Below are 24,888 nucleotides of genomic sequence, written 5' to 3'. Positions count from 1 at the left end.
TCCGTCGTCCCAGCGAACGCTGGGACCCATCTTGCTCTTACGAGATGCGACGGCCCGCATGCGCAATGGATTCCAGCTTTCGCTGGAATGACTGGACTACAGGCAGGCCAACCACTCCGTCGTCCAGCGAACGCTGGGACCCATCCTGCTCTTACGAGATGCCGCGGCCCGCATGCGCAATGGATTCCAGCTTCCGCTGGAATGACGGGATCACGGGCAGGACAAACACCCCTCGTCCGAGCGAACGCTGGGACCGATCTTGCTCCTACGAGATGCCGCGGCCCGCACACGCAATGGATTCCAGCTCCCGCTGGAATGGCGGGCGAAAACGCGCGCTCCAACCGTGGCAGGCCGAGCGCGCGATGCCGACCGTAGCGTGCGCCATGCGAACGACTCGCGCTGTCTGTTGACCGTCACAGAATCACTACAGCTCGCGGCCAGTTCCCGCACACCACACCTCCAGCGGCCGCAACCGCTGTTCGACCGACCATCACCCACCGCTACAATGCGCCATGACACCGCCTGGCGCCGCCGATCCGCATCCCTATCCTGCCGTCCGGCTGTCCAGCTTCTACTTCTTCTACTACGCCGCGCTGGGCGCGTTCACGCCGTACTGGAGCCTGTACCTGGAGTCGCGCGGGCTGGGTGTCGCAGCGATCAGCGTATTGATGAGCCTGTGGTATGCCACGCGCATCGTGTCGCCCAGCCTGTGGACCACGCTGGCCGCACGCTCCGGGCATCCGATCCGGTGGCTGCACCTGGGGTGTGCGCTGGCGCTGGGCTGCTTCGCGCTGTTCCTGCTGCCGCTGGAGCACGCGGGCCTGTTCGCGGTGATGCTGGGCTTCTGCTTCGCCTACAACGCGGTGATGCCGCAGTTCGAATCGATCACGATGTCGCACCTTGGTGCGCGCAGCGACCGCTACGGTCTTATCCGCGTCTGGGGATCGATCGGCTTCATCGTGGTGGTGGCGTCGTTCGGCTGGCTGATCGACGAGCGTCGCCTGGGCGTGGGGTCGCTGCCCTGGCTGATGCTGCCGGTCTTCGTCGGCGTGCTGGTGTCCGCGCTGGCCAACCGCTATGCGCACGAGCCCAGCCTGCCGGCGCACGCGGCGGACGACAGCTTTCGCGCGCGGTTGCGGAAACCGCAGGTGATCGCTTTCTTCGTCGCGGCCTTCCTGACCCAGATATCGTTCGGGCCGTTCTATACGTTCTTCTCGATCTACCTGTCCGAGCATGGCTACCCGACCGCGACGCAGGGCGTGCTGTGGACGGTCGGCGTACTGGCGGAGATCGGGGTGTTCTTCCTGTCCAGCCGCATCTTCCGGCGCTGGGATGCCAGCCGGGTGCTGCTGGTGGCGCTGCTCAGTGCCTCGCTGCGCTGGCTGGTTACCGCGCTGTTCCCCGACAGCATGCCCGTGATGGTGATCGCGCAGCTGACCCATGCGCTGAACTTCGGCGCCTTCTTCGCGGCGGCCATGCAGCTGCTGGTGCGTTTCTTCCCCGGCCGGATGAACGGCCACGGACAAGGCGTGTTTTATGGTCTGTCGTCCGGCGTCGGCGGGGTCTGTGGTGCCTTGCTGGCCGGTCAGCTGTGGCGTATCGGCGGCGAAGCCGCGTTCCTCTGCTCGTCGGCCATCGCGCTGATCGCCGCCTTCATCGTCTGGCGATGGTTGGTGCGGGACACGTCGGCCGACTAGCCTGCCGTGCGCTGTCCGATCCCGTTCAGGAAATGCCGGATGCCGACAGCAGCCGCCTCTGGCGCCATCTGGAACAGGAAATGCGGCGCATCGATCGTCGCCTGTCGCGCATCGCGCGCGCAACGAAGGATCTGACGCCCGGCATGGCGTCCGATCAAGCGGTCGCGCCCGGCCTGCAGATGAAGCACGGGGATCTGCAAGGCGGCCAGTTCGCCTCGGACGTCGACACGCAGCGCCGCAAGCGCACGCCGACGCAGGACATCGTGCCGCACCGTGCGCATGGCGGTCAGGAACTCCACGCGCAGTGCCGGCGGCAATTCACCGCCGGCCAGCCATCGCTCGAGGATCGGAAGCGGTGGCGCGATGGCCGGCAGCCGCTCCAGCAGTTGCGCGCCCATCCTGCTCGCCGGCAGGGGTGCATGGACAAAACTCGCCGCCAGCACCAGTCCGCGAACACATGCCGGGTGACGATGCGCCAACAGCACGGCCAAGGGCCCGGCGAAGGACTCCGCCACCAGCACGACATGCCCGCGACCCGGCAACCTCGGTGCAAGCGCCTCCGCCAGTTCCGGGTAGTCCTTGAACTGCTCGCTGTCGTACGCCAGCACATCCACGTCGGCGACATCCGCCAGCGCGGTCACCAGCGGCGCATACAGTCGTCCGGTACCGTCGAGGCCCGGCAACAGGCAAAGCCGTGGCCGGTCGCCCGCTGTCACCACACCAGGTCGTCAGGCACCTGGTACTGGGGATCGGCATAAGGATCGTCTTCGGCCGAGGCGTTCGGGTCGACCTTCAGCGCGATGGCGGGCGCGAAAATGGCTTCCGCCTCGGCCAGCACGGCCGCCGTGACCAGCAGGTAGCGTCCGTTCTGCTGCACCACGCCCAGCTCGCCGGCATTCAACGCCTTCAGCTGTTCGGCAGTGACGTAGATGCGCTTGATCTTGCCGCCATAGGGGAAATGCCGCGCGATGTCGGCCTCGGCATCGTTGAGGCCCTTGTCCTTGAGGAAGGCTTCCAGCTTGGCCTTGGCCTCGCGGCGCACGCGCGCCTCTTCCTGCTTCACGCGCTCGGCTTCGATGCGCTCGTCCTTCTCGCGCTGGGCGCGGATGGCGTAGGCCTTGGCCAGGTCGATGTCTTCCTGACTGCGTTTCGGCTTGCCCGCACCACCCTGCGGCGGACGCGGCTTGCCGCCCTGGCCGGGTTTGGAATGCGCGCCGCCCTTGCCGGCCGGCCTCTGGGTGTCGCGGCGCGGATCGGGCCGGCGGTCGGGTTTGCGCTCGGGCTTCGGCGCGGGCTTGAAACCCAGGCCCAGCAACTGGTCGCGGAGTGAATCGGTCATCGGTCTTTCGTGGGGACTGCTGAGCCGCAAGCGTATCAATAATGCGGCGGGGGTGGCTCGTTGGCGGGATCTTCGAACAGCGACGTACGCACCTTGCCCAGTTCTTCCACCATGTGGCGCAGCAACAGCGCCGTGCGCTGGTTCTCCGCACGCGCATCTGCCAGGGCCTCGCTCAGTTCGTTGAGCGAGTGCTCCTGGAACGCCAGGCGGGTCTCCAGTTCGACCAGACGCCGTTCCAGCGCGTCGCTGGGCAAGGGCAGATCAGCCTGCACGCAGCGATCTCCCGCGACCGATGCCGTAATAGGCCAGGCCCGCTGCTTCCACCTCAGCCGGGTCGTACAGGTTGCGGCCGTCGAAGATCACGGCATCGCCGAGCGTTTCCTGCAGGCGCGCGAAATCCGGGCTGCGGAACTGCTTCCACTCGGTCACCACCACCAGCGCATCCGCGCCTTCGATCGCGTCGCGGGCGTCGTCGCACAACAGCAGGTCATCGCGCTCGCCGAAGATGCGGGCGGCCTCCTCGCGCGCTTCGGGATCGTAGGCGCGCACCTGGGCGCCCGCTTCCCACAGTTCGGCGAGCAAGCGGCGGCTGCTGGCCTCGCGCATGTCGTCGGTATTGGGCTTGAACGACAGCCCCCAGACGGCGAAGGTCTTGCCGCGTACGCCTTCGTCTTCGCCGCGGTCGTAGTGGCGCTGGATCAGCTCGAACAGATGGCCTTTCTGGCGCTCGTTGACCGACTCCACCGCCTGCAGCAGCTCAGGCGCGTAGCCGTGCTGCTGCGCCGTGCGGGCCAAGGCCTGCACGTCCTTCGGGAAGCAGGAACCGCCGTAACCGGCACCGGGATAGATGAAGTGCCAGCCGATGCGCGGGTCCGAGCCGATGCCCTGGCGTACATGCTCCACATCCGCGCCCACGCGCTCGGCGATGTTCGCGATCTCGTTCATGAAGCTGATCTTGGTGGCCAACATGGCGTTGGCGGCGTACTTGGTCAGCTCCGCCGAGCGTACGTCCATCACCACGATGCGTTCGTGGTTGCGGTTGAAGGGCGCGTACAGCCGGCGCAGTTTCTCCACCGCCTGCGGCTGCGATGCGCCGATGACGATGCGGTCGGGGCGCATGCAGTCGTTGACCGCGTCGCCCTCCTTCAGGAATTCGGGATTGGACACCACGTCGAACGCGACATCGACGCCGCGCGAGGCCAGTTCCGCCTCGATGCTGGCACGCACCTTGTCCGCGGTGCCGACCGGCACGGTGGACTTGTTGACCACCGTGCAGGGGCGCTGCAGGTTGCGGCCGATCGTGCGCGCTACCGCCAGCACATACTGCAGGTCGGCGCTGCCGTCTTCGTCCGGCGGCGTGCCGACGGCGATGAAGACCACCTCGCCATGCGCGATGGCATCGACCGCATCGGTGGTGAAGCGCAGCCGCCCGGCCTCGTGGTTCGCCTTGACCATCGGCGACAGGCCGGGCTCGTAGATCGGCACGACGCCCTGGTTGAGGCCGTCGACCTTGATCGGGTCGATGTCGACGCAGACGACATCGTGCCCGACCTCGGCCAGGCAGGTGCCGGTTACCAGTCCGACGTAACCGGTACCAAAAATCGCTACGCGCATCAGCCCATGTCCATCAGTGAAAGTTCAGTGCTGAATACGGCGATTCGGATTACTGCAGGACACCCATCAGCTCGACGTCGAACGTCAGCGTCGCATCCGGTCCGATCTTGCCGCCCGGCGCGCCGTTGGGTCCGTACGCCAGGCTGGACGGAATCCAGAAGCGGTACTTCGCCCCCACCGGCATCAGCGCCACGCCTTCGGTCCAGCCCGCGATCACCTGGTTGAGGCCGAACTCGGCCGGCTCACCGCGCGCGTAGGAACTGTCGAAGACCTCGCCGTTGAGCAGCTTGCCTTCGTAATTGACCCGCACCCGGCTGGTCGGCATCGGGCGCTGGCCGTTGCCCTGGCGCAGCACCATGTACTGCAGGCCGGAAGCGGTGGTGACCACGCCCGGCTTGGCCTTGTTGGCGGCCAAGAACTTGGCGCCCTCGTCGCGGTTGCGCTGCGCGGCGCCGGCCTGGCGCTTGGCGAGATAGGCCTGCATCTCGGCCTGGGCCTGTTCCAGGGTCAGCAGCGGCGTGCCGCTCTTGGTGGCCACGGCTTTCACCGCCTGCGTCAGCACGGCGATGTCGATCTCGTCCTTGAACGGCACCAGCGACGGGCCGATCACGTAGGTGCCAAGGAAGACGCCGACCTTGGTCTTGTCCACCGGCGGCGGCGTGCTGCCCGGCGGCATGCCGGGGATCGCCTGGCCGTCGGCCACGGCGATGTTGAGGCGAAGCAACTGGTCCGTGGCCTGGGCTTCCTGTTCGTTCATCGCCTTCGGCTTGCCCGCGAAGGTATCGCCGATGGCACGCTCGAACGCGCCCAGGTCCATGAACGGACCGACCGGCTGCAGCGAATTGCCCACGTCCACACCAATGGCGTAGCTCACCTTGTCGCGCTCGGACACCAGCGCGGTTTTTTCCTGTGCAGCCACGCTGCCTCCCAGCATCGAAAACGAGATTGCCAACAACACGGCTGCGCCGCGGACCGACCGCTTCATCCTTTCTGCTCCTGGAACCTGCGCCGCGATGGGGGCGCCAAACCGATATTGTGGCACGCCCGCTGGCCGCGAAGGCACCGCGTCAGCGCACAGCGCGCGGTACCTTGAGTTCGCGCTCGATCGCCGCGACCACGGCCGGATCGTCCGGCGAGACCTTGCTGGGGAAGTTCGCCACCACGCGCCCGTCCCTGCCGATCAGATACTTGTGGAAGTTCCAGCCGGGTGCGGTTCCCGTTGTTTTCGCCAGCGATGCGTACAGCGGCGTCGCCTTGTCGCCGGTCACAGCGACCTTCTCGAACATGGGGAACTTCACGCCATAGGTCAGCGTGCAGAACTCCTGGATCTCCTTTTCGCTGCCCGGCTCCTGACCCCTGAAGTCGTTGGAGGGAAAGCCGAGCACCGCGAATCCCTGCGCGCCATAGCGCTGATGCAGCGCTTCCAGCCCCTCGTATTGCGGTGTATAGCCACATTTGCTGGCGGTGTTGACGATCAGGAGCACCTGGCCGGCGTACCGCTCCTTCAGGTTGACGGGCGACTTGCCGGCCAGCGGACGGTAGCTGACATCCAGCAGACCGGCGGCCAATGCCGCTGCGGAGACCCCGAGAAGCACGAGAAACGCGAGCAATTTCAAAGATTTGGACTTCACGGCAGCACTCCACTATTACGAACATGACAAGTATGCCTTCAGTTGGGTGACAAAACCCCGCGCCCCGGTTGACGGCCTGTGTTTTGGTGTTATAGTTGAATACAACACCACTCACCCAACTCAGGGGGGTACCCGATGAACCCGAAACTGACCCACACCCTGCCCAGCCTGGCCGTCGGCGGCCTGTTGCTGGCAGCGGGTGCCCTGGCGGCCATGTCCGGCGCCCGCACGTCCGAGGTGGATCCGGCCACGCTGGTGGGCGCGCTGGAATCCGACGTCCGCGAGATCACCGGCGACGACCAATCCCCGCAGGCGCCCGCGCACAAGCGCCGTGCCCGCGCCTCCCTGTCCATGCCGTACTTCTCTTTCGGCCAATCCCTGCGTCCGAGGAGCTGAGCCATGGCGCCCATCCAATGGAGCGACGGTGCTCCCATCTACCGTCAGTTGAAGGATCGCGTGATCGCCATGATGCTGGACGGCATCCTGAAGCCGGGCGACGCCCTGCCCTCCGTCCGCCAGGTGGCCGCGGAGTACCAGCTGAATCCCATCACCGTCTCGCGCGCCTACCAGGAGTTGGCGGACGAGGCACTGGTGGAGAAGCGCCGCGGCCTGGGCATGTTCGTCACCGACGAAGCCGCCAAGAAGCTTCGCGGCAGCGAGCGCGAGCGTTTCCTGACCGAAGAGTGGCCGGCCGTCGCCGAGCGCATCGAGCGCCTGGGCCTGTCCATCGAAGAGTTGCTGCAATCCAAGGGGATCAAGTGATGAATGCTGCAATCGCCAATACCGTGGTGTCGGCCCACGGCCTGCGCAAGGCGTACCGGAACAAGCTTGCGCTGGACAACACCAGTTTCGAGATCGAAGCGGGCAAGATCATCGGCCTGATCGGCCCCAACGGGGCCGGCAAGACCACCGCGCTGAAGGCCATCCTGGGCCTGACGCCGTTCGAGGGCCAGCTGAAGGTGCTCGGGCTGGACCCGCGCAAGGACCGCGACGAACTGATGAAGGATGTCTGCTTCATCGCCGACGTCGCCGTGCTGCCGCGCTGGATGCGGGTGAAGGAGGCCATCGACTTCGTCGCCGGCGTCCACCCGCGCTTCGACCGCGCCAAGTGCGAACGCTTCATCGCCAACACCCAGCTCAAGCCCAACCTGCGCGTGCGCGAGATGTCCAAGGGCATGATCGTGCAACTGCACCTGGCGCTGGTGATGGCGATCGACGCCAAGCTGCTGGTGCTGGACGAGCCCACGCTGGGCCTGGACATCCTCTACCGCAAGCAGTTCTACCAGCGCCTGCTGGAGGACTACTTCGACGAGCAGAAGACGATCATCGTGACCACCCACCAGGTGGAGGAGATCGAGCACATCCTCACCGACGTGATGTTCATCCGCGACGGCAAGATCGTGCTGACCTCGCAGATGGAAGAGGTCGCGGAACGCTATACCGAACTGCTCGTCAGCGGCGAAGCGGTCGAGCAGGCCCGCGCCCTGAAGCCCATCGACGAACGCGCCCTGCCCTTCGGCAAGACCGTGCTTCTGTTCGACGGTGCGCCGAAAGGACATCTCGCCGCCCTCGGTGAAACCCGTACCCCTGGCCTGGCCGACCTGTTCGTCGCCATCATGAAAGGAACCTACGCATGAACGCCGTGACATCGACATTGGGCAAATCCTCCAAGCCGGGCGCGTTCACGTGGTTGCTGAAGCGCGAGTTCTGGGAGAACCGCGGCGGCTTCTTCTGGGCCCCGGTCATCACCGGCGGCATCTTCGTGGTACTGAACGTGATCCTGGCGATCATCGGCAGCATCGCCGCACGTGGTTCGATGGGCGGCGGCTTCGACATCGATGAAGCGCCGCGAAAGGCCGAGATGATCGTCGGCGGCATTGGCGACGGCATGTTGCTGGGTGGCGTGATGCTGGCCTGCGTGGTGCTGGCCTTCGTGGTGTTCTTCTACGCGCTGGGCACGCTGTACGACGACCGCCGCGACCGCAGCGTGCTGTTCTGGAAGTCGCTCCCCATCTCCGACACGCACATGGTGCTGTCCAAGCTGGCTTGGGCGCTGCTGCTGGCCCCGTTGCTCGCGGTGGGCGTGGGCATCCTGATCGGGCTGGCGATGTGGCTGATCTCGGCGCTGACCATCACGGTCAACGGGTTGCCGGCAGGCGGCGCGATCTTCACCCACTCGCATCCGCTGCGCATCATCGGCGGCGTGTTGTCCTCGCTGCCGGTCTACGTGTTCTGGGCACTGCCGGCGGTGGGCTGGTTGATGTTCTGCTCGGCCTGGTCGCGCAGCAAGCCGTTCCTGTGGGCGGTGCTGGTGCCGGTGCTGGCCTGCGTGATCATCAGCATGACCGACATCCTGCCGGGTCTGGAAATCCGCCACGATCTGATCTGGTACACCGTGGTCTACCGCGGCCTGGCCAGCGTGATCCCCGGCGCCTGGTTCCCCACCCTGTCCGGCGGTGCCGCCAATCCGCAGGCCGAGATCAATACGCCGGACGACCTGGCCAATGCCATCGACCTGACCCGCAGCTGGCAGGCCTTCGCCTCGGCCGACCTGTGGATCGGTGCGGCCATCGGCGTGGCCCTCATCATCGGTGCGATCTACCTGCGCCGCTGGCGCGAGAGCGAGTAAGCCTGCCCGGGGCGGCGCCCCACCGCCGCCCGCTTTTCTTCGATACGACAAGGGACAACCCATGCACAAGAATGCTCTTCTGGTCCGCAGCGCCGGCATCGCCGCCGCCTTGCTGCTTGCAGCCTGCCAGCCGGCACAAGACAAGCAGGACACCACCGGCATCGCCGCCGAGGCCATGGGCGAAGTCGCCAAGGGGCTGGGTGAAGCCAGTCAGGAAATGGAGAAGGCCCGCGAGGAAATCGCCACCGCCCGCGAAAAGCTGGCGCGCGAGAACATCTCGCTCAACCGCAACGAAAGCCAATCCCTGCCGAAGGCAGAGATCACGCCGTCCGGCGAGTTGTTGATCGAAGGCAAACCGGTCGCCACCACGGCGGAACAGAAGGCGCTGGTGCTGGCCTACCGCGGCGAGCTGCTCGGCGTGGTCGGCGACGGCATGGCCATCGGCATGGAAGGCGCACGGGTTGGCATCGATGCCGCGGCATCCGCCCTGAAGGGCGTGCTCGCCGGCCAGTCCGGCGACGAGATCGGCCAGCAGGTCGGCGAACAGGCCAAGGCGAAGATCAAGCCGATGGTGGCGCAGCTGTGCACGCGCCTGCCGGGGCTGCTCGTTGCGCAGCAGGCCCTGGCCACCGCGCTGCCCGAGTTCAAGCCTTACGCCAGCATGGACCAGTCCGACGTGGACGACTGCGGCGATGCCAACGGCGACGGTACCTGGACCTTCTGAGCCCGCTGCCTCACGTGGCGCACAGCGCGACAGCCGATTCCCGGGATCGCCGCGAACGACGCGCGTCGCCCCCACCCGCGAAGGAGACCGACATGCATGCACCCTGCCTCCACCGTGCCCTGCTTCCCTTGTTGCTCGCCAGTCTGCTGCCATTCGCGGCGCAGACGGCCAATGCCAGGGACACGAGCATCGACAGCGAAATCAGTGCCGACCTGGCAAGCGCACGCGATGACGTGCGGGCCGAGCTGGCCGCCGCCCGCCGTGAGCTGGAGACCGGCAACCTGCAACTGGGCGACAACCTGCGCTTCGGAAAGTCCGGCAAGCGCACCGCCGACGAGGATCGCGTGCTGCCGAAGGCGGAAATCACCCCGCAGGGCGACTTCCTGATCGAAGGCAAGGCGGTCGCCATCGACGTCCGCCAGCGGCAGCAACTCCTGCGATATCGCGGTCAGGTGATCGACATCGCCAAGGCCGGCATCGACATCGGTGAGCGCAGCGCGCAGGCCGCGCTCGAGGTCGTGGACCGCGGCCTCTTCAGCCTGATGGTCGGCGCCATGACCGGCAGCCTGGAACGCCGCGTCGAGAAAACCGTCAGGGAGACCGTGGAACCCGGCGTGCGCCAAATCTGCCGCAGCCTGCCGGCGTTGATGGACAGCCAGCAGGGCCTCTCGGCCAGTCTTCCGTCGTTCCGTCCCTACGCCACGCTGGAAGCGGACGATGTCGAAGACTGCGAGCGGGAGGTCCGTCGCGAGTTCGCCACGCGTTGATGCACCGTTGATTCCGCCGGCAGCGCCCCGCCCTCGCCACCGGCATCTCCGGCCCGAACGACCCGATTCCCGAGACCCGCCGATGCGCACCGCCCTGATCGCTTCCGCCCTGCTCGCCCTGCTCGCACTCTCCGCGCCCGCGCTGGCGTCGGACAGATACTGCAAGCACGAAGCGCCGCGCCAACTGACGCTCGACATCGGCGACGCCAGGGCCGTGGTGTTCGAGGTCGGCCCGCATCATCTGACCGTGGAATCACGTGTCGGTGCGCCGGCCGCCCTGGATGGCCGGGCCTGCAGCAGTCATGCCGACCGGCTTCCGCGCCTGAAGATCGAGCAGCGGCGGGCCGGTGACAAGCTGGTCGTTCGGCTGTACCAGGACGGCAATGCCAGCGTCTTTTCGTTCGGCGGCAAGTACGCCTACCTGCACCTGTCCGCGACCCTGCCCGACCACGTGCCCGTGCAGGTGAAGGTCGGCTCGGGCGAAGCCGAGGTCACGGGTGCGCCGGTGCTCAGCGCCGACGTCGGCTCTGGCCATGCCGTGGGCCGCGATATCCGCGGCCTCGTCGCCGCCTCGGTGGGCTCGGGCGAGATCGATGTCCATGGCGCCGGCAGCCTCAACGTGGTGTCGATCGGCTCGGGCGAAGTCGAGGCGGACAAGGTGCGTGGAGCCACCCAGGTCGGCGGCATCGGCTCGGGCGGCTTCAGCCTGTCCGGCGGCGGCGACGTCGAGATCCGCTCCATCGGTTCCGGCGGCGCCGAGCTGCGCGACATCAACGGCAACGTCACGGTCGGATCAGTGGGCTCCGGCGGCGTGGACGTGCGTGATGTCGCCGGCAACCTGAGCGTCCGCTCGGTGGGCAGCGGCGACGTCGACCACGACGGCGTGAAAGGCAAGATCGATATCCCCCAGCGTCGTTGATTCCCGAGGAATGACCATGATTCGTACGTTCGCCATCGCCTTTTCCGTCGCGCTGCTGGCTGCCTGCTCACCAGGCGCCGATGCCGATGCCGACAAGACCTCATCCCGCGCGTTGTGGGGCCAGAACGTCAAGCTCGACAGTCCCGGTCATCCGAAAGCCGAAGTGTCGGCGAAGGGCGACTTCATCGTCGATGGCAAGCCGGTGCCGGTCAGCGATGCGCAGCGCGCCTTGCTGGTCGCCTATCACCGCGAACTCGGCGGCATCGCCGACGCCGGCATCGCCACCGGCAAGGAAGGCGTGAAGCTGGCCGGCAAGGCGGTCGGCGCGGCGGTGAAGGGCATCTTCAGCGGCAATCCCGACCAGATCGACCAGCAGATCGACGCCGAGGCGAAGAAGGTGGAAGCCGAAGCGATGAAGATCTGCGACCGCCTGCCCGGCCTGTACAAGGCGCAGCAGGACCTTGCCGCCGCGCTGCCCGCGTTCCAACCCTACGCGAGCATGGAGCTGGACGACGTGGAGGAGTGCCGCACCTCGCACAGCGGCGCCCACGATGCCGGCGAGGAAGTCGGACGCGCGCTCGGCCGGGCGGTCAAGGGCGATGCGCCCGGAACGGCAGGCAATGCCGCGGCGGAAGCCGATGCCGCCGCCGCGCAGCCGGCCGATGCGCCTTCGCCCTGAGCGCCCGTCTGGCGCGTGGCGCGCGACGTCGAGTCATCCTTCCTTTTCCCTTACGAGGTCCGCAATGAAATACGTCGGCACGATGCTGCTGGGACTGGCGATGACGGTGTCCACCGCGCAGGCGGCCGATACACCGGACCCCGCCCGCGAACAGGCCTTCCAGGACCACATCGCCTACGTCGCCACGTTCGCGATGCCGGTGCTGATAGAGAAATGCGCCGCGACGGATGCGGGCTACCTGCAGCGTGCAGCCCCGGCCTATTTCCGCTACGTCAATACTCACCAGGACCAGATCGAGCGCGGGCGCCTGCTGACGCTCGCCGAGTTCGCGCCGGGCGACACCCTGGTCGCATACCGCGAGCGCACGCTCGCGCAACGACTGGGGCGCCTGGACAGCGGCACGCCCGAGCAGAAGCAGCAGATGTGCGAAGGCGCGCTGGCGATGCTGGGCGGGATGAAGATCCCCGGCGAGTGGCCGCCGCGCGACTGACGCGCGGCAACGTCCTCAACCGCCACCGCCTCCCGGCTTGCCGTGGATGCCGCCTTTCGCCAGCACCGCCGGATCCAGCAATCGCTTGAGGGTCGTTTCCGGTAGGCCGGTGACCTCGCGCGCCACCTCCAGCACCGGCCGGTTCTGCTTGTAGGCCTGCTTGGCGATGGCCGCACCTTTCTCGTAGCCGATCACGGGATTCAACGCCGTCACCAGGATGGGATTGCGGTCCAGCGCTTCCCGCACGCGATCGCCGCGCACGCTGAGTCCGGCGATGCAGTCGTCGGCCAGCAGGCGCGACACGTTCGACAGCAACTGGATACCGTCCAGCAGGTTGTGCGCGATCAGCGGCAGGGTGACGTTGAGCTGGAAGTTGCCGGTCTGCCCCGCCACGGTGATCGCGGTGTGGTAGCCCATGACCTGTGCGCACACCATCACCGTCGCTTCCGGAATCACCGGATTGACCTTGCCCGGCATGATGGAACTGCCGGGCTGCAGCGCCGGCAGTTCCACTTCGCCCAGGCCCGCCAGCGGACCGGAGTTCATCCAGCGCAGGTCGTTGGCGATCTTGGTCAACGCCACCGCCAGCGCGCTGAGCTGGCCGGACAGCTCGACGGCGTCGTCCTGCGCGGCCAGGCCCTCGAACTTGTTGGCCGCGCTCTCGAAACGCGTACCCGTGCTGGCCGACAACGCCTTCGCCACGCGTGCACCGAAACGCGGATCTGCATTGATGCCGGTGCCGATGGCGGTCCCGCCCAGCGGCAGGCGCCGTACGCGCTTCAGCGTGTCCTCGATGCGGGCCTGCGCGGACGACAGCTGCGCCGACCAGGCCGAGAACTCCTGGCCGAACGTCAGCGGCATGGCGTCCATCAGGTGCGTGCGGCCGGTCTTGACCACCTTGCCCAGCGCCTTGCCACGCGCATCGATGGTCTTGCGCAGGTGCGCGATGGCCGGCAACAGGTCCTCCAGCACCGCCAGTTGCGCGGCCACGCGCAGGGCGGTCGGGATAGCATCGTTGGAACTCTGCCCGAGGTTGACGTGGTCGTTCGGGTGCACCACCGCGGTGCCCGCACGCGTCGCCAGCGTGGCGATCACCTCGTTGGCATTCATGTTGGACGACGTGCCGGAACCGGTCTGGTACACGTCGATGGGGAAATGCGCGTCGTATTCGCCCGAGGCCACCGCCCGTGCGGCGTCCTGCACGGCCTTGGCGATGCCCTTGGGCAACAGGCCCAGCCCGGCATTGACCTCGGCCGCGGCGCCCTTGACCAGGCCCAGGGCGCGGATGAAGCCACGCGGCATCGGCCGGCCGGAAATGGGGAAGTTCTGCACCGCCCGTTGCGTCTGCGCACCCCACAGCGCCTCGGCCGGCACGTGCAGTTCGCCCATGCTGTCGTGTTCGATGCGGGTGCGTGCGGCGCGGGGCTTGCCCACGGCGGTCTTCTTGCTGGTCATCAACCGTCTCCTGGAGGGATTCACGGCGTGCGCACCGGCGCGGATGCCGGCGGCTGGCGGGGGTCACAGGATACGCCAGGCCGGTTCACCGCCTTCCCGGGGTAAAATGGAACGCTCCCTTTCAGCCGCCCTCCTTCCCCATGTCGGATTCGTCCCTGCTCGCCCTGTCCCCGCTCGATGGCCGCTACGCCGGCAAGGTCGATGCGCTGCGCCCGATCTTCTCCGAGTACGGCCTGATCCGCGCCCGCGTGAAGGTGGAGGTGGAGTGGCTGCTGGCGCTGGGTGCGGAGCCGGGCATCACCGAGCTGCCGGCGTTCTCCGCCGGCGCCACGGCGAAACTGCGCGCGCTGGCCGACGGCTTCAGCGTCGCGCACGCCGCACGCGTCAAGGAGATCGAGCGCACCACCAACCATGACGTCAAGGCGGTGGAGTACTTCATCAAGGAGCAGCTGAAGGACGACGCCGAACTGGCGCCCGCGCTGGAGTTCGTCCACTTCGCCTGCACCAGCGAGGACATCAACAACCTGTCCTACGGCCTGATGCTGGAACAGGCGCGCCGCGAGGTGCTGTTGCCGACGCTAGACGGCGTGGCCGCGACGCTGCGCACGCTGGCGCACGCGCAAGCGGCCCAGCCGATGCTGTCGCGCACGCACGGCCAGACGGCGTCGCCGACCACGCTGGGCAAGGAGATCGCCAATGTCGTGGCGCGCATCGAGCGCCAGCGCGCACAGATCGCCGCGGTCGAACTGACCGGCAAGATCAACGGCGCCGTCGGCAACTACAACGCGCACGTGGCTAGCTACCCCGATGTCGACTGGCCGGCGTTCGCGCAGCGTTTCGTCGAGGGCCTGGGCCTGGTGTTCAATCCGTACACCACCCAGATCGAGCCGCACGACAACGTCGCCGAGATCGGCGATGCCGCGCGCCGCGCCAACACCATCCTGATCGACCTGGCCCGCGACATCTGGGGCTACATCTCGCTGGGCTACTTCAAGCAGCGGCTCAAGGAAGGCGAAGTCGGCTCGTCGACGATGCCGCACAAGGTCAATCCGATCGACTTCGAGAATGCGGAAGGCAACTTCGGTATCGCCAACGCGCTGTTCGAGCACTTCAGCGCCAAGCTGCCGATCAGCCGCTGGCAGCGCGACCTGACCGATTCCACCGTGCTGCGGGCACTGGGCACGGCGTTCGGCCATACGCAGGTGGCGCTGGACTCGCTGGCCAAGGGCCTTGGCAAGCTGGAAGTGAATCCGGCGCGTCTGGATGCCGACCTCGACGCCGCCTGGGAAGTGCTGGCCGAAGCCGTGCAGACGGTGATGCGCCGCCACGGCCTGCCCAATCCGTACGAACAGCTGAAGGCCCTCACGCGCGGCCAGGGCATCACCGCCGACTCGATGCGCGCCTTCGTCGAATCGCTGGACCTGCCGGCCGAAGACAAGCAACGCCTGCGCGCGATGACGCCAGGCCGCTACACCGGCCTCGCCGAGCGGCTCGCCCGTAACATCTGAAGGACGGACGCGAGGGAACGGCGATGCACCTGCTGATCAACATCGATGTTCCCGACCTGTCCGCGGCAGAGGTGCTGTACACGACGGCCTTCGGCCTGACCGCCGCGCGTCGCTTCGGCGACGGCGGCGTGGAACTGCTGGGCGCGCAGGCGCCGATCTACCTGCTGCACAACCCCTCCGGATCGATCGCGGCCGCCGATGCGCCCCGCGACTACGCCCGCCACTGGACGCCCGTGCACCTGGACGTGGTGGTGGATTCCCTTGAGCCTGCCCTCGCCCGCGCCCTGCAGGCCGGTCTTGCGCAGGAAACCGACATCCGCGAAACGAACTGGGGACGCATCGTGCGGCTGGCCGATCCCTGGGGCCACGGCTGGTGCCTGCTGCAGTTCGTCAACCGCGGCTACGACGAGATCGCCACATGATGCTCCGCACCACCTTGCTATCGGGCTTAATTGCCCTCGCGCTGCCGACGGCCGCACTGGCTGCCGACACCCCCATCGCCAAGGCCTGCGCCGATGACGCCGGCTGGAACGACCCGGCCACGCCGCTGAAGGTGTACGGCAACACCTGGTACGTCGGCACCTGCGGCATCAGCGCGCTGCTGGTGACCTCCGATGACGGCCACATCCTGGTCGATGCCGGCACGCCGCAGGCCGGTCCGCAGATCCTCGCCAACATCCGCACGCTCGGCTTCAAGCCGGAGGACGTGCGCGCCATCGTGTTCTCGCATGAGCACCACGACCACGCCGGCAGCTTGGCCGAACTGCAGCGCGCCACCGGCGCGCCCGTCTACGCCCGCGCACCGGCCGTGGATACGTTGAAGCGCGGCAGACCGGATCGCCGTGACCCGCAAATGGAGGTGGCGGAACCCATCGCCCCTGTCGCGCAGGTCATCACGCTCGCCGACGACGGCGTGGTGAAGGTGGGCGGGCTCGCCTTGCAGGCCATCGCGACGCCCGGCCACACGCCCGGCGGCACCAGCTGGACATGGCGGTCCTGCGAAGGCGATGCCTGCCATCAGATGGTCTACGCCGACAGCCTGACCGCGATCTCGGACGACGTGTACCGCTACAGCGACGATGCCGCGCACCCGGGTTACACCGCCGCGTTCCGCGCCACCCTGGCGCGCGTGGCCGCGCTGGACTGCGACATCCTGGTCACCCCGCATCCGTCAGCAAGCCAGTTGTGGGCGCGGATCGGTGCACGCGCCAACGCGCCGCTGGTCGATACAGGTGCCTGCCGCGCGTATGCGGAACGGGCCACGCAGCGGCTGGACAAACGCCTGGCAGACGAAGCCGCCTCCCCGCCTTCGCCTTGACCGGCCTCAATGACGACACGGCCATGGCCGTGGATGCTGGCTTTCCCTCCCCCGTCGCGACTGCATGCCCATGAAGAACAAGACCGCCCGCCCGCCCAAGGATCTGCCGTTCGAGGTGGACGCCTCGCGCGCGCAGCCGCTGGGCATGCCGGCCGAGCGCTTCCTGCGCGACTACTGGCACAAGCGTCCGCTGCTGATCCGCAACGCTTTCCCGGATTTCGAAACGCCGGTGCAGCCGGAAGACCTCGCCGGCCTGGCCTGCGAGGAAGGCGTGCTGGCCCGCCTGATCAGCCTGGACCGGACGACGGGTGCCTGGGACGTGCGTACCGGGCCGTTCCAGGAAGAGGACTTCCCCGGCCTGCCGCACCACGACTGGACCCTGCTGGTGCAGGACGTGGACAAGTGGGACGCGGACGTGCGGCGACTGCTCGAACAGTTCCGCTTCCTGCCGCGCTGGCGGGTGGACGACATCATGATCAGCTTCGCCGCGACCGGCGGCTCGGTCGGCGCGCACGTGGACCACTACGATGTGTTCCTGCTGCAGGCGCAGGGCGAGCGGCGCTGGATGATCGATGCCAGCGTGGCGATGGGCAGGCCGGCGCCGGACCTCGGCTTCCAGGACGACGTGGCGATCAAACTGCTGCGCACGTTCGATCCCACGCACGAATGGGTGTTGTCGCCGGGCGACATGCTGTACCTGCCGCCGCTGGTCCCGCACCACGGCGTGGCGGAGAACGCCTGCCTGACCTTCTCGATCGGCATGCGCGCGCCGTCGTCGGCCGAACTGATCGGCGATTACCTGGATACGCTGATCGCCGAGGCCGACGACGCCCAGCGCTACCACGACGAAGACCTGACCGCGCCGCAGGACCCCAACGAGATCGACGCCCGCGCGATGGAGCGCGTGGTCGAGGCGCTCAATGCGCTGCGCATGAACGACCCGGACCTGGTCGGCGACTGGTTCGGCCGCTTCATCACCACCTATCGCGCGTCCGGCGACGTGATGCCGGCACCGGATGCCCCCTCGCGCATCGAGATGGAATGGGACCTGCAGCAGGGCGCGCGACTGCTTCGCCACCCGTTCTCGCGTTTCGCGTGGCGCCGGCGCAGCAAGGGCGCAACCCTGTTCTGCAATGGCGTGGATTACGTACTACCGGTCAAGGACGCCCAGCAGCTGGCGGCACTGGAGAGCCTGGACGTCGCCACCTATGGCGCGCTCAGCGAGGCCGGTCGCGATGCCGTGATGGCACTGGCGGCCCAGGGTCACTACCAGCTGGCCCTGGAGGATGACGGGGAAGAAGACGCGTGAGCACAGGCCTGGACTACGGCATCGAAACCGTCGATTACGCCACCGGCGCGGCGCCGGTGCACCAGGTCCGGGACGTGGTCTTCGTGCAGGAACAGCAGGTGCCGCGCGAGCTGGAGCGCGATGCGCTCGATCCCCTCAGTCATCACGTGCTGGCCCGCGACGCAGCGGGGACGCCCATCGGCACCGCGCGCCTGACGCCAGAGCACCGCATCGGCCGCATGGCGGTGCTCTCGGCCTGGCGCGGCCGCGGCGTCGGCGACGCCCTGCTGGTCGCCCTGCTGGACGAGGCCCGCCGTCGCCAGTGGCCCGATGTCTCGCTGCACGCCCAGGTCACGGCCGAGACCTTCTACGCCCGGCACGGCTTCGTGCCGGAGGGGGAGCGCTTCGTTGAGGCCGGCATCGAGCACCAGGGCATGCGCCGGCACCTGGCCGGGCCCGCCAGCATCGTCCATCGCGCCGAAGCCGTGGCCATCGCCACTGCCGTGGTGACCCAGGCACGCCGCGCGCTGGTGATCTACAGCCGGGCGCTGGATCCGGGGCTCTGGGATGCGCCCGCGGTCGTGGAGGCGTTGCGCCGCTTCGCCACTCGCCAGCGTGGCGCGCAGGTCAGCGTGCTGCTGCACGATGCCGGTACCCCGCAGCGGGCGCTGGCCCCGCTGATCGGCCTGGGCCAGCGCCTGCCCAGCGTGTTCGCCTTCCGCGAAGTGCAGGACCCGGTGGACCTGGCGTACACCGCCGCCTTCGTCGCCAACGACGACCACGGCTACTATCACCGCCCGCTCGGCCATCGCTTCGATGGCGAAGCGGGCCTCGCGCACGCCGGTCGCGCCCGGCAGCTGCGGGACGAGTTCATGCAGATGTGGGAGCGTTCGCGCCCCGTCACCGAGTACCGGGCGCTGGGCCTCTGACGTCATGCGAGCGGCCTTGTCCCGAGGGCCATCATCGATCCGTGATCTGCGTCTTTAGTCCAATCCGGTTACGCCCCATTCCCGGCATGGGGGTATAATTTCCCGGTTTTCGTCCCTGTCAGTGCGGTATCGCGCAGTACGGACGCAAGCGCCCCTCGACTACCCCACTGCACGCCATCGCCATCGTGGACAACCTCCTGAAGCAGTTCGCGCAATCCTCGCAGCTCAACGGAGGCAACGCCTCCTACGTTGAAGACCTGTACGAGCAGTACCTCGTTTCCCCGGAAAGCGTGGGCCCCAAATGGAAGGCCTACTTCGATGGCTTCAAGGGCCGCGAGGCCGGCGACGTGCCGCATTCGGTGGTCATCCAGCAGATCACCGACGCCGCCCGCCAGGCCGCCAACAACGGCCATGTCGTGGCCGCCGGCGGCGACGAGCGCGAGCGCAACGTGGGCCGCCTGATCACCGCCTACCGGTCGCGTGGACACCTGGGCGCCCGGCTCGACCCGCTGGGCCTGACCCCGCCGGTCAACCCGCCCGACCTGGACCTGGCCTTCCACAACCTGTCCGAGCGCGATCTCGACAGCGAGTTCAGCACCGGCAACGTCGGCGGCAATTCGCGCATGAAGCTGCGCGACCTGCTGGCCCGCCTGAAGGCGGCCTACACCGGCCCCATCGGGGTCGAGTTCATGCATATCCCGGAAGTCGAACAGCGCCAGTGGCTGTACCAGCGCCTGGAGACGGCCGGTGGCCAGTTCGGCCTGTCGGACGAGGCCAAGCGCCGTACCCTGGAGCGGCTGACCGCGGCAGAGGGCCTGGAGCGCTACCTGCACACCAAGTACGTGGGCCAGAAGCGCTTCTCGCTGGAAGGCGGCGACGCGCTGATCCCGCTGCTCGACACGATGATCCGCAGCGCCGGCGAAGGCGGGGTCAAGGACATCGTGGTGGGCATGGCCCATCGCGGCCGCCTCAACGTGCTGGTCAACACGCTGGGCAAGAGCCCGCGCAAGCTGTTCGACGAGTTCGAGGGCAAGTTCGAGCACGACAACAGCCTGGCCCACGCCGGCGACGTGAAGTACCACATGGGCTTCTCCGCCGACATCGCCACCCCGGGCGGCCCGGTCCACTTGGCGCTGGCGTTCAATCCCTCGCATTTGGAAATCGTCGACCCGGTCGTGGCCGGCAGCGTGCGGTCGCGCCAGGAGCGCCGCACCGACGCGGCGCGCCAGACGGTGCTGCCGATCATCATGCATGGCGATGCGGCGTTCGCCGGCCAGGGCGTGGTGATGGAGCTGTTCCAGATGTCGCAGGCGCGCGGCTTCGCCGTCGGCGGCACGCTGCACATCGTCATCAACAACCAGATCGGCTTCACCACCAGCAACAAGGAAGACGCCCGCTCCACGATGTACTGCACCGACGTGGCCAAGATGGTCGGCGCGCCGGTGTTCCATGTGAACGGCGACGATCCGGAGGCGGTGGTGTTCGTGGCGCAGATGGCCTACGACTTCCGCCAGCAGTTCAAGAAGGACGTGGTGATCGACCTGGTGTGCTACCGCCGCCACGGCCACAACGAAGCCGACGAGCCGGCCGCGACGCAGCCGGTGATGTACCAGACCATCCGCAAGCACGCGACCACGCGCGAGATGTACGCCGCCACGCTGGAAGCGGCCGGCGTGATCCCCGCCGAGGGCGGCAAGGCGCTGGCCGATGCCTACCGCAACAAGCTGGACTCGGGCGAATACACCACCGAACTCGCCAAGCAGAAGGACGACGAACTGGCGATCGACTGGTCCAAGTACCTGTCGGGCAAGCTGAGCGATCCGGTCGACACCAGGGTCAAGCGCAAGTCGCTCGACTCGCTGGCCAAGATCATCACCACCATCCCGGCCGGCGTGGCGCTGCACCCGCGCGTGGCGAAGATCTACGAAGACCGCGTGAAGATGGCCGCGGGCGAACAGCCGGCCGATTGGGGCTTCGCCGAAAACCTCGCCTACGCCACCCTGCTGGCGGAAGGCAACGGACTGCGCCTGGTCGGCCAGGACGCCGGCCGCGGCACGTTCTTCCACCGCCACGCGATCCTCCACGACCAGAAGACCGACAGCTACTACCTGCCGCTGCGCCAGCTGGTCGAACAGCCGGAGCAGGCCACCATCATCGACTCGCTGCTCAGCGAGGAAGCGGTGATGGCGTTCGAGTACGGCTTCTCCACCACCGACCCCAACACCCTGTGCATCTGGGAAGCGCAGTTCGGCGACTTCGCCAACGGCGCGCAGGTGGTGATTGACCAGTTCATCGCCGCCGGCGAAGCCAAGTGGGGCCGCATCAGCGGCCTGACCCTGTTGCTGCCGCACGGCTACGAAGGCCAGGGGCCGGAGCACAGCTCCGCGCGCCTGGAGCGTTTCCTGCAGCTGTGCGCGGTGGAGAACATGCTGGTCTGCGTGCCCACCACGCCCGCCCAGTGCTACCACATGCTGCGCCGGCAGATGCGCATGACCACCCGCAAGCCGCTGGTGGTGATGACGCCGAAGTCGTTGCTGCGCCACAAGCTGGCCGTGTCCACGCTGGACGAACTGGCCAACGGCGAGTTCCAGCACCTGATCCCCGATGCCGTCGCCGACGCCAAGAAGGTCAAGCGCGTGGTCGTGTGTTCCGGCAAGGTCTACTACGACCTGCTGGAAGACGCGCAGAAGCGCGGCCAGGACGACGTGGCGCTGGTGCGCGTGGAGCAGCTCTACCCGTTCCCGCGCCCGCAGCTGGCCGCCGAACTGAAGCGCTACGGCAAGGCCACCGAGGTGGTTTGGTGCCAGGAAGAGCCGCAGAACCAGGGCGCGTGGTACCAGATCAAGCACCACCTGCAGGCCTGCCTGGCCGAGAAGCAGACGCTGCATTACGCGGGTCGCGCGCGTTCGCCCTCGCCCGCCGCCGGCCATTTCGCCGAGCACGTCGAGGAACAGCTCAAGCTGGTCGCCGACGCACTGGTCAACAAGCTCGGCAACGACAACGTCGCCGAATAAGCCCCCACTCATTAGAACAACATCACCAGGACGTCCCATCCCATGGCCACTGAAGTCAAAGTTCCGGTTCTGCCCGAGTCCGTCTCCGATGCCACCATCGCCGCCTGGCACAAGAAGGTCGGCGACGCGGTCAAGCGCGACGAGAACCTGATGGACCTGGAAACCGACAAGGTCGTGCTGGAAGTGCCCTCGCCCGTCGACGGCGTGCTGAAGGAAATCAAGTTCAAGGAAGGCGATACGGTGACCAGCCAGCAGCTGCTGGCGATCATCGAGGAAGGCGCCGTGGCGGCAGCCGCACCCGCCGCCGCCGCCGAAGAGAAGCAGCCGGCCGCCGGCGCCCAGGAAGTGCAGCCGAAGGCCGCCGCCGCCAAGGCCGACGCCGCCGCGCCGTCCAGCACCAAGCCGGCACCCGCCGGCGCCGACGCGCTGCCGCCGGGCGCGCGCTTCACCGCCATCACCCAAGGCATCGACCCGGCCGGCGTGGAAGGTACCGGCCGTCGCGGCGCGGTAACCAAGGAAGACCTGGTCAACTACGCCAGTGGCAAGACCGCCGGCGTGTCCGGTGGCGCGCGTCCGGAAGAGCGCGTGCCGATGACCCGCATCCGCACGCGCATCGCCGAGCGCCTGATGCAGTCCAAGAACTCCATTGCCATGCTGACCTCGTTCAACGAAGTCAACCTGGCCAAGGTCATGGAGATGCGCAAGGAACTGCAGGACGACTTCGTGAAGGCCAACGGCATCAAGCTGGGCTTCATGAGCTTCTTCGCCAAGGCCGCTGCCAACGCGCTGCAACGCCACCCGATCGTCAACGCCTCGGTCGACGGCAACGACATCATCTACCACGGCTACGCCGACATCTCGATCGCCGTCTCCACCGAGAAGGGCCTGGTCACGCCGGTACTGCGCAATGTCGAGCGCATGGGCTTCGGCGACATCGAGAAGGGCATCGCCGAGTACGCCAAGAAGGCGCGCGACGGCAAGCTGGGCCTGGAAGACCTGCAGGGCGGCACCTTCACCATCACCAACGGCGGCACCTTCGGTTCGCTGATGTCCACGCCGATCGTCAACCCGCCGCAGAGCGCCATCCTGGGCATGCACGCCATCAAGGACCGCGCCATCGTCGAGAACGGCCAGGTGATCGCCGCCCCGATGATGTACATCGCGCTGTCCTACGACCACCGCATCATCGACGGCAAGGACGCGGTGCTGTTCCTGGTCGACATCAAGAACCAGCTGGAAAACCCGCACCGCATGCTGCTGGGCATGTAAGAGCGAGAAGTGAGCGATCAGGAGTGAGAAGTGAGAGCGGCTGCTTTTGCTTTCCTCCCCTCACTCCTCACTTCTCTGCACTCACTCCTCTTACTCTGAGCGAATGAAATGAGCGAACAATTCGACGTCGTCGTCATCGGTGCGGGCCCTGCCGGCTACCACGCCGCCATCCGTGCCGCGCAGCTGGGCATGAAGGTCGCATGCATCGACGCCGCGCTGGGCAAGGACGGCAAGCCCGCACTGGGCGGCACCTGCCTGCGCGTCGGTTGCATCCCGTCCAAGGCATTGCTGGATTCCTCGCACCAGTACCACAACCTGACCCACCAGTTCGAACAGCACGGCATCAGCGTCAAGGACGCGAAGATCGACGTCGGCACCATGGTCGGCCGCAAGGACGCCATCGTGAAGCAGTTCACCGGCGGCATCGCGCAGCTGTTCAAGGCGAACAAGGTGACGGCGTACTACGGCTTCGGCCAGTTGCAGCCGGGCAACCTCGTGAAGGTGAAGCAGCACGACGGCAGCGAGGTCGAGCTCAAGGGCACCAACATCATCATTGCCGCCGGTTCGGATTCCATCGAACTGCCCTTTGCCAAGTTCGATGGCGACACCATCGTCGACAACGTTGGCGCATTGGATTTCACCGAAGTGCCGAAGCGCCTGGCCGTGATCGGCGCAGGCGTGATCGGACTGGAGCTGGGCAGCGTGTGGAAGCGCCTCGGCGCCGACGTCACCATTCTCGAAGCCCTGCCCGATTTCCTTGCCGTCGCCGACAGCGAAGTGTCGAAGGTCGCCGCGCGCGAGTTCAAGAAGCAGGGCCTCGACATCCGCCTTGGCGCCAAGGTGTCGAAGACCGAAGTCACCGGCAAGGGCAAGAAGAAGGAAGTCGTGGTCACCTACAGCGACGCCGAAGGCGAGAAGACGCTGACCGTCGACAAGTTGCTGGTCGCCGTGGGCCGCCGCGCCGCGAGCAAGGGCCTGCTGGCCGAGGGCACGGGGGTCAGGCTCAACGAACGCGGCCAGGTGGAAGTGGATGCGCACTGCCATACCGGCGTCGATGGCGTCTGGGCCATCGGCGACTGCGTGCGGGGGCCGATGCTGGCGCACAAGGGCTTCGAGGAAGGCATCGCGGTCGCCGAGCTGATCGCGGGCCTGCCCGGGCATGTCAACTTCGACACCATTCCGTGGGTCATCTACACCTCGCCCGAGATCGCCTGGGTCGGCAAGACCGAGCAGCAGCTCAAGGCCGAGGGCGTGGCCTACAAGGCCGGCTCCTTCCCGTTTGCCGCGGTGGGTCGCGCGGTGGCGATGGCGGAGCCGACCGGCTTCGTGAAGGTCATCGCGGATGCCGAAACCGATCGCGTGCTCGGCATGCATCTGGTCGGCGCCAACGTGTCCGAACTGGTGCACGAAGGCGTGCTCACCATGGAGTTCAAGGGTTCCGCAGACGACCTGGCCCGCATCTGCCACGCGCACCCGTCGCTGTCGGAAGCGGTACACGATGCTGCGATGGCCGTGCACAAGCGCGCGATCCACAAGGCCAACTGATCCGCTGGCCCGCCACGAACGGCCCGGTTTACCGGGCCGTTCTGCTTCCGGGCTTCCATCACCGGATGAAACC

The 24,888-nt window shown here is 67.3% G+C and carries 25 protein-coding genes; 18 read left to right on the top strand and 7 right to left on the bottom strand.

Annotated features, from left to right (window positions below; all coding sequences use genetic code 11):
- Nucleotides 1–512 precede the first annotated feature (512 nt).
- Nucleotides 513–1,697 carry an MFS transporter gene (locus ASD77_RS13960; RefSeq protein WP_055942897.1) on the top strand — a complete coding sequence of 395 codons (1,185 nt, stop codon included), beginning with the start codon at nt 513–515 and terminating at the stop codon, nt 1,695–1,697.
- Here ASD77_RS13960 and ASD77_RS13955 read toward each other — a convergent pair.
- From ASD77_RS13955 to ASD77_RS13930, 6 genes are all read right to left on the bottom strand, one after another.
- A complete protein-coding gene (locus ASD77_RS13955; protein ID WP_055942894.1) occupies nt 1,694–2,380 on the bottom strand; it encodes an alpha/beta hydrolase in 687 nt (228 codons plus the stop codon). The two genes, ASD77_RS13960 and ASD77_RS13955, sit on opposite strands and share 4 nt — an antisense overlap.
- Before the next feature lie 29 nt (nt 2,381–2,409).
- Nucleotides 2,410–3,036: a DUF2058 family protein gene (locus ASD77_RS13950; RefSeq protein WP_055942891.1), complete on the bottom strand. Its 627-nt coding sequence runs from the start codon at nt 3,034–3,036 to the stop codon at nt 2,410–2,412.
- 35 nt (nt 3,037–3,071) lie between these two features.
- Nucleotides 3,072–3,308, bottom strand: a complete 237-nt coding sequence (locus ASD77_RS13945) for a SlyX family protein (RefSeq protein ID WP_055942888.1) — start codon at nt 3,306–3,308, stop codon at nt 3,072–3,074.
- Nucleotides 3,298–4,650, bottom strand: a complete 1,353-nt coding sequence (locus ASD77_RS13940; protein WP_055942885.1) for a UDP-glucose/GDP-mannose dehydrogenase family protein — start codon at nt 4,648–4,650, stop codon at nt 3,298–3,300. Before ASD77_RS13940 ends, ASD77_RS13945 begins: the two co-directional genes overlap by 11 nt.
- A gap of 49 nt (nt 4,651–4,699) precedes the next feature.
- Nucleotides 4,700–5,635: an FKBP-type peptidyl-prolyl cis-trans isomerase gene (locus ASD77_RS13935; protein ID WP_055942883.1), complete on the bottom strand. Its 936-nt coding sequence runs from the start codon at nt 5,633–5,635 to the stop codon at nt 4,700–4,702.
- A gap of 82 nt (nt 5,636–5,717) precedes the next feature.
- Entirely contained in the window at nt 5,718–6,266 is a 549-nt protein-coding gene (locus tag ASD77_RS13930) for a glutathione peroxidase (RefSeq protein ID WP_156383668.1), read from the bottom strand.
- Nucleotides 6,267–6,416: 150 nt separating this feature from the next.
- Between ASD77_RS13930 and ASD77_RS13925 the strand changes: the two genes are divergently transcribed.
- The 9 genes from ASD77_RS13925 to ASD77_RS13885 all read left to right on the top strand — a co-directional run bounded on the left by ASD77_RS13925 (nt 6,417) and on the right by ASD77_RS13885 (nt 12,489).
- The gene (locus ASD77_RS13925) at nt 6,417–6,677 is read left to right on the top strand and encodes a hypothetical protein (protein ID WP_055942877.1); all 261 of its coding nucleotides are present in this window, start codon (nt 6,417–6,419) and stop codon (nt 6,675–6,677) included.
- 3 nt (nt 6,678–6,680) lie between these two features.
- Nucleotides 6,681–7,043 carry a GntR family transcriptional regulator gene (locus ASD77_RS13920; protein ID WP_055942874.1) on the top strand — a complete coding sequence of 121 codons (363 nt, stop codon included), beginning with the start codon at nt 6,681–6,683 and terminating at the stop codon, nt 7,041–7,043.
- The gene (locus ASD77_RS13915) at nt 7,043–7,918 is read left to right on the top strand and encodes an ABC transporter ATP-binding protein (RefSeq protein ID WP_055942871.1); all 876 of its coding nucleotides are present in this window, start codon (nt 7,043–7,045) and stop codon (nt 7,916–7,918) included. Before ASD77_RS13920 ends, ASD77_RS13915 begins: the two co-directional genes overlap by 1 nt.
- Nucleotides 7,915–8,910 carry an ABC transporter permease gene (locus ASD77_RS13910; RefSeq protein ID WP_055942868.1) on the top strand — a complete coding sequence of 332 codons (996 nt, stop codon included), beginning with the start codon at nt 7,915–7,917 and terminating at the stop codon, nt 8,908–8,910. Before ASD77_RS13915 ends, ASD77_RS13910 begins: the two co-directional genes overlap by 4 nt.
- 61 nt (nt 8,911–8,971) lie before the next feature.
- A complete protein-coding gene (locus ASD77_RS13905) occupies nt 8,972–9,634 on the top strand; it encodes a hypothetical protein (protein ID WP_055942865.1) in 663 nt (220 codons plus the stop codon).
- Between the two features lie 92 nt (nt 9,635–9,726).
- Nucleotides 9,727–10,401, top strand: coding sequence for a hypothetical protein (locus ASD77_RS13900; RefSeq protein ID WP_156383649.1), 675 nt, complete (start codon nt 9,727–9,729; stop codon nt 10,399–10,401).
- Between the two features lie 82 nt (nt 10,402–10,483).
- Nucleotides 10,484–11,320 (top strand): hypothetical protein, encoded by an 837-nt coding sequence (locus ASD77_RS13895; RefSeq protein ID WP_055942858.1) that lies wholly within the window; start codon nt 10,484–10,486, stop codon nt 11,318–11,320.
- Between the two features lie 16 nt (nt 11,321–11,336).
- On the top strand, nt 11,337–11,999 hold the full coding sequence (locus tag ASD77_RS13890) for a hypothetical protein (protein WP_156383648.1): 663 nt from the start codon (nt 11,337–11,339) through the stop codon (nt 11,997–11,999).
- 64 nt (nt 12,000–12,063) lie between these two features.
- Nucleotides 12,064–12,489: a hypothetical protein gene (locus ASD77_RS13885; protein WP_055942852.1), complete on the top strand. Its 426-nt coding sequence runs from the start codon at nt 12,064–12,066 to the stop codon at nt 12,487–12,489.
- 15 nt (nt 12,490–12,504) lie between these two features.
- Here the strand turns inward: ASD77_RS13885 and ASD77_RS13880 are convergent, their stop codons facing one another.
- Entirely contained in the window at nt 12,505–13,944 is a 1,440-nt protein-coding gene (locus tag ASD77_RS13880; RefSeq protein WP_055942849.1) for a class II fumarate hydratase, read from the bottom strand.
- Between the two features lie 140 nt (nt 13,945–14,084).
- Here ASD77_RS13880 and purB point away from each other — a divergent pair, with 140 nt between their 5' ends.
- The 8 genes from purB (at nt 14,085) to lpdA (ending at nt 24,815) form a co-directional block, all read left to right on the top strand.
- Nucleotides 14,085–15,452 (top strand): adenylosuccinate lyase, encoded by a 1,368-nt coding sequence (gene purB, locus ASD77_RS13875; protein ID WP_055942847.1) that lies wholly within the window; start codon nt 14,085–14,087, stop codon nt 15,450–15,452.
- Nucleotides 15,453–15,475: 23 nt separating this feature from the next.
- Complete coding sequence (locus tag ASD77_RS13870) at nt 15,476–15,874, top strand: VOC family protein (RefSeq protein WP_055942844.1); 399 nt, start codon at nt 15,476–15,478, stop codon at nt 15,872–15,874.
- Nucleotides 15,871–16,770: a subclass B3 metallo-beta-lactamase gene (bla, locus tag ASD77_RS13865; protein ID WP_200947401.1), complete on the top strand. Its 900-nt coding sequence runs from the start codon at nt 15,871–15,873 to the stop codon at nt 16,768–16,770. The genes ASD77_RS13870 and bla overlap by 4 nt, the downstream gene beginning before the upstream one ends.
- 70 nt (nt 16,771–16,840) lie before the next feature.
- A complete protein-coding gene (locus ASD77_RS13860; protein WP_082563308.1) occupies nt 16,841–18,079 on the top strand; it encodes a cupin domain-containing protein in 1,239 nt (412 codons plus the stop codon).
- Entirely contained in the window at nt 18,076–18,987 is a 912-nt protein-coding gene (locus tag ASD77_RS13855; RefSeq protein ID WP_235578540.1) for a GNAT family N-acetyltransferase, read from the top strand. Before ASD77_RS13860 ends, ASD77_RS13855 begins: the two co-directional genes overlap by 4 nt.
- A gap of 185 nt (nt 18,988–19,172) precedes the next feature.
- On the top strand, nt 19,173–22,001 hold the full coding sequence (locus ASD77_RS13850) for a 2-oxoglutarate dehydrogenase E1 component (protein ID WP_055942839.1): 2,829 nt from the start codon (nt 19,173–19,175) through the stop codon (nt 21,999–22,001).
- A 42-nt stretch (nt 22,002–22,043) separates the two neighbouring features.
- Nucleotides 22,044–23,270: a dihydrolipoyllysine-residue succinyltransferase gene (gene sucB / locus ASD77_RS13845; RefSeq protein ID WP_055942836.1), complete on the top strand. Its 1,227-nt coding sequence runs from the start codon at nt 22,044–22,046 to the stop codon at nt 23,268–23,270.
- Nucleotides 23,271–23,378: 108 nt separating this feature from the next.
- Nucleotides 23,379–24,815, top strand: coding sequence for a dihydrolipoyl dehydrogenase (lpdA, locus tag ASD77_RS13840; protein WP_055942832.1), 1,437 nt, complete (start codon nt 23,379–23,381; stop codon nt 24,813–24,815).
- The last annotated feature ends 73 nt before the right edge of the window (nt 24,816–24,888 follow it).

This window comes from Pseudoxanthomonas sp. Root65 (assembly GCF_001427635.1).
Lineage (GTDB): Bacteria > Pseudomonadota > Gammaproteobacteria > Xanthomonadales > Xanthomonadaceae > Pseudoxanthomonas_A.
This window is presented reverse-complemented; position numbering and strand designations above follow the sequence as displayed.

Excerpts from the sequence above, each read along its gene's own strand:
- ASD77_RS13960 (WP_055942897.1), top strand. The coding sequence starts at position 513 with ATGACACCGCCTGGCGCCGCCGATCCGCATCCCTATCCTGCCGTCCGG.
- bla (WP_200947401.1), top strand. The coding sequence starts at position 15,871 with ATGATGCTCCGCACCACCTTGCTATCGGGCTTAATTGCCCTCGCGCTG.
- sucB (WP_055942836.1), top strand. The coding sequence starts at position 22,044 with ATGGCCACTGAAGTCAAAGTTCCGGTTCTGCCCGAGTCCGTCTCCGAT.
- purB (WP_055942847.1), top strand. The coding sequence starts at position 14,085 with ATGTCGGATTCGTCCCTGCTCGCCCTGTCCCCGCTCGATGGCCGCTAC.
- ASD77_RS13880 (WP_055942849.1), bottom strand. The coding sequence starts at position 13,944 with ATGACCAGCAAGAAGACCGCCGTGGGCAAGCCCCGCGCCGCACGCACC.
- ASD77_RS13860 (WP_082563308.1), top strand. The coding sequence starts at position 16,841 with ATGAAGAACAAGACCGCCCGCCCGCCCAAGGATCTGCCGTTCGAGGTG.
- lpdA (WP_055942832.1), top strand. The coding sequence starts at position 23,379 with ATGAGCGAACAATTCGACGTCGTCGTCATCGGTGCGGGCCCTGCCGGC.
- ASD77_RS13925 (WP_055942877.1), top strand. The coding sequence starts at position 6,417 with ATGAACCCGAAACTGACCCACACCCTGCCCAGCCTGGCCGTCGGCGGC.
- ASD77_RS13885 (WP_055942852.1), top strand. The coding sequence starts at position 12,064 with ATGAAATACGTCGGCACGATGCTGCTGGGACTGGCGATGACGGTGTCC.
- ASD77_RS13920 (WP_055942874.1), top strand. The coding sequence starts at position 6,681 with ATGGCGCCCATCCAATGGAGCGACGGTGCTCCCATCTACCGTCAGTTG.
- ASD77_RS13935 (WP_055942883.1), bottom strand. The coding sequence starts at position 5,635 with ATGAAGCGGTCGGTCCGCGGCGCAGCCGTGTTGTTGGCAATCTCGTTT.
- ASD77_RS13940 (WP_055942885.1), bottom strand. The coding sequence starts at position 4,650 with ATGCGCGTAGCGATTTTTGGTACCGGTTACGTCGGACTGGTAACCGGC.
- ASD77_RS13950 (WP_055942891.1), bottom strand. The coding sequence starts at position 3,036 with ATGACCGATTCACTCCGCGACCAGTTGCTGGGCCTGGGTTTCAAGCCC.
- ASD77_RS13890 (WP_156383648.1), top strand. The coding sequence starts at position 11,337 with ATGATTCGTACGTTCGCCATCGCCTTTTCCGTCGCGCTGCTGGCTGCC.
- ASD77_RS13895 (WP_055942858.1), top strand. The coding sequence starts at position 10,484 with ATGCGCACCGCCCTGATCGCTTCCGCCCTGCTCGCCCTGCTCGCACTC.
- ASD77_RS13900 (WP_156383649.1), top strand. The coding sequence starts at position 9,727 with ATGCATGCACCCTGCCTCCACCGTGCCCTGCTTCCCTTGTTGCTCGCC.
- ASD77_RS13905 (WP_055942865.1), top strand. The coding sequence starts at position 8,972 with ATGCACAAGAATGCTCTTCTGGTCCGCAGCGCCGGCATCGCCGCCGCC.
- ASD77_RS13910 (WP_055942868.1), top strand. The coding sequence starts at position 7,915 with ATGAACGCCGTGACATCGACATTGGGCAAATCCTCCAAGCCGGGCGCG.
- ASD77_RS13870 (WP_055942844.1), top strand. The coding sequence starts at position 15,476 with ATGCACCTGCTGATCAACATCGATGTTCCCGACCTGTCCGCGGCAGAG.
- ASD77_RS13915 (WP_055942871.1), top strand. The coding sequence starts at position 7,043 with ATGAATGCTGCAATCGCCAATACCGTGGTGTCGGCCCACGGCCTGCGC.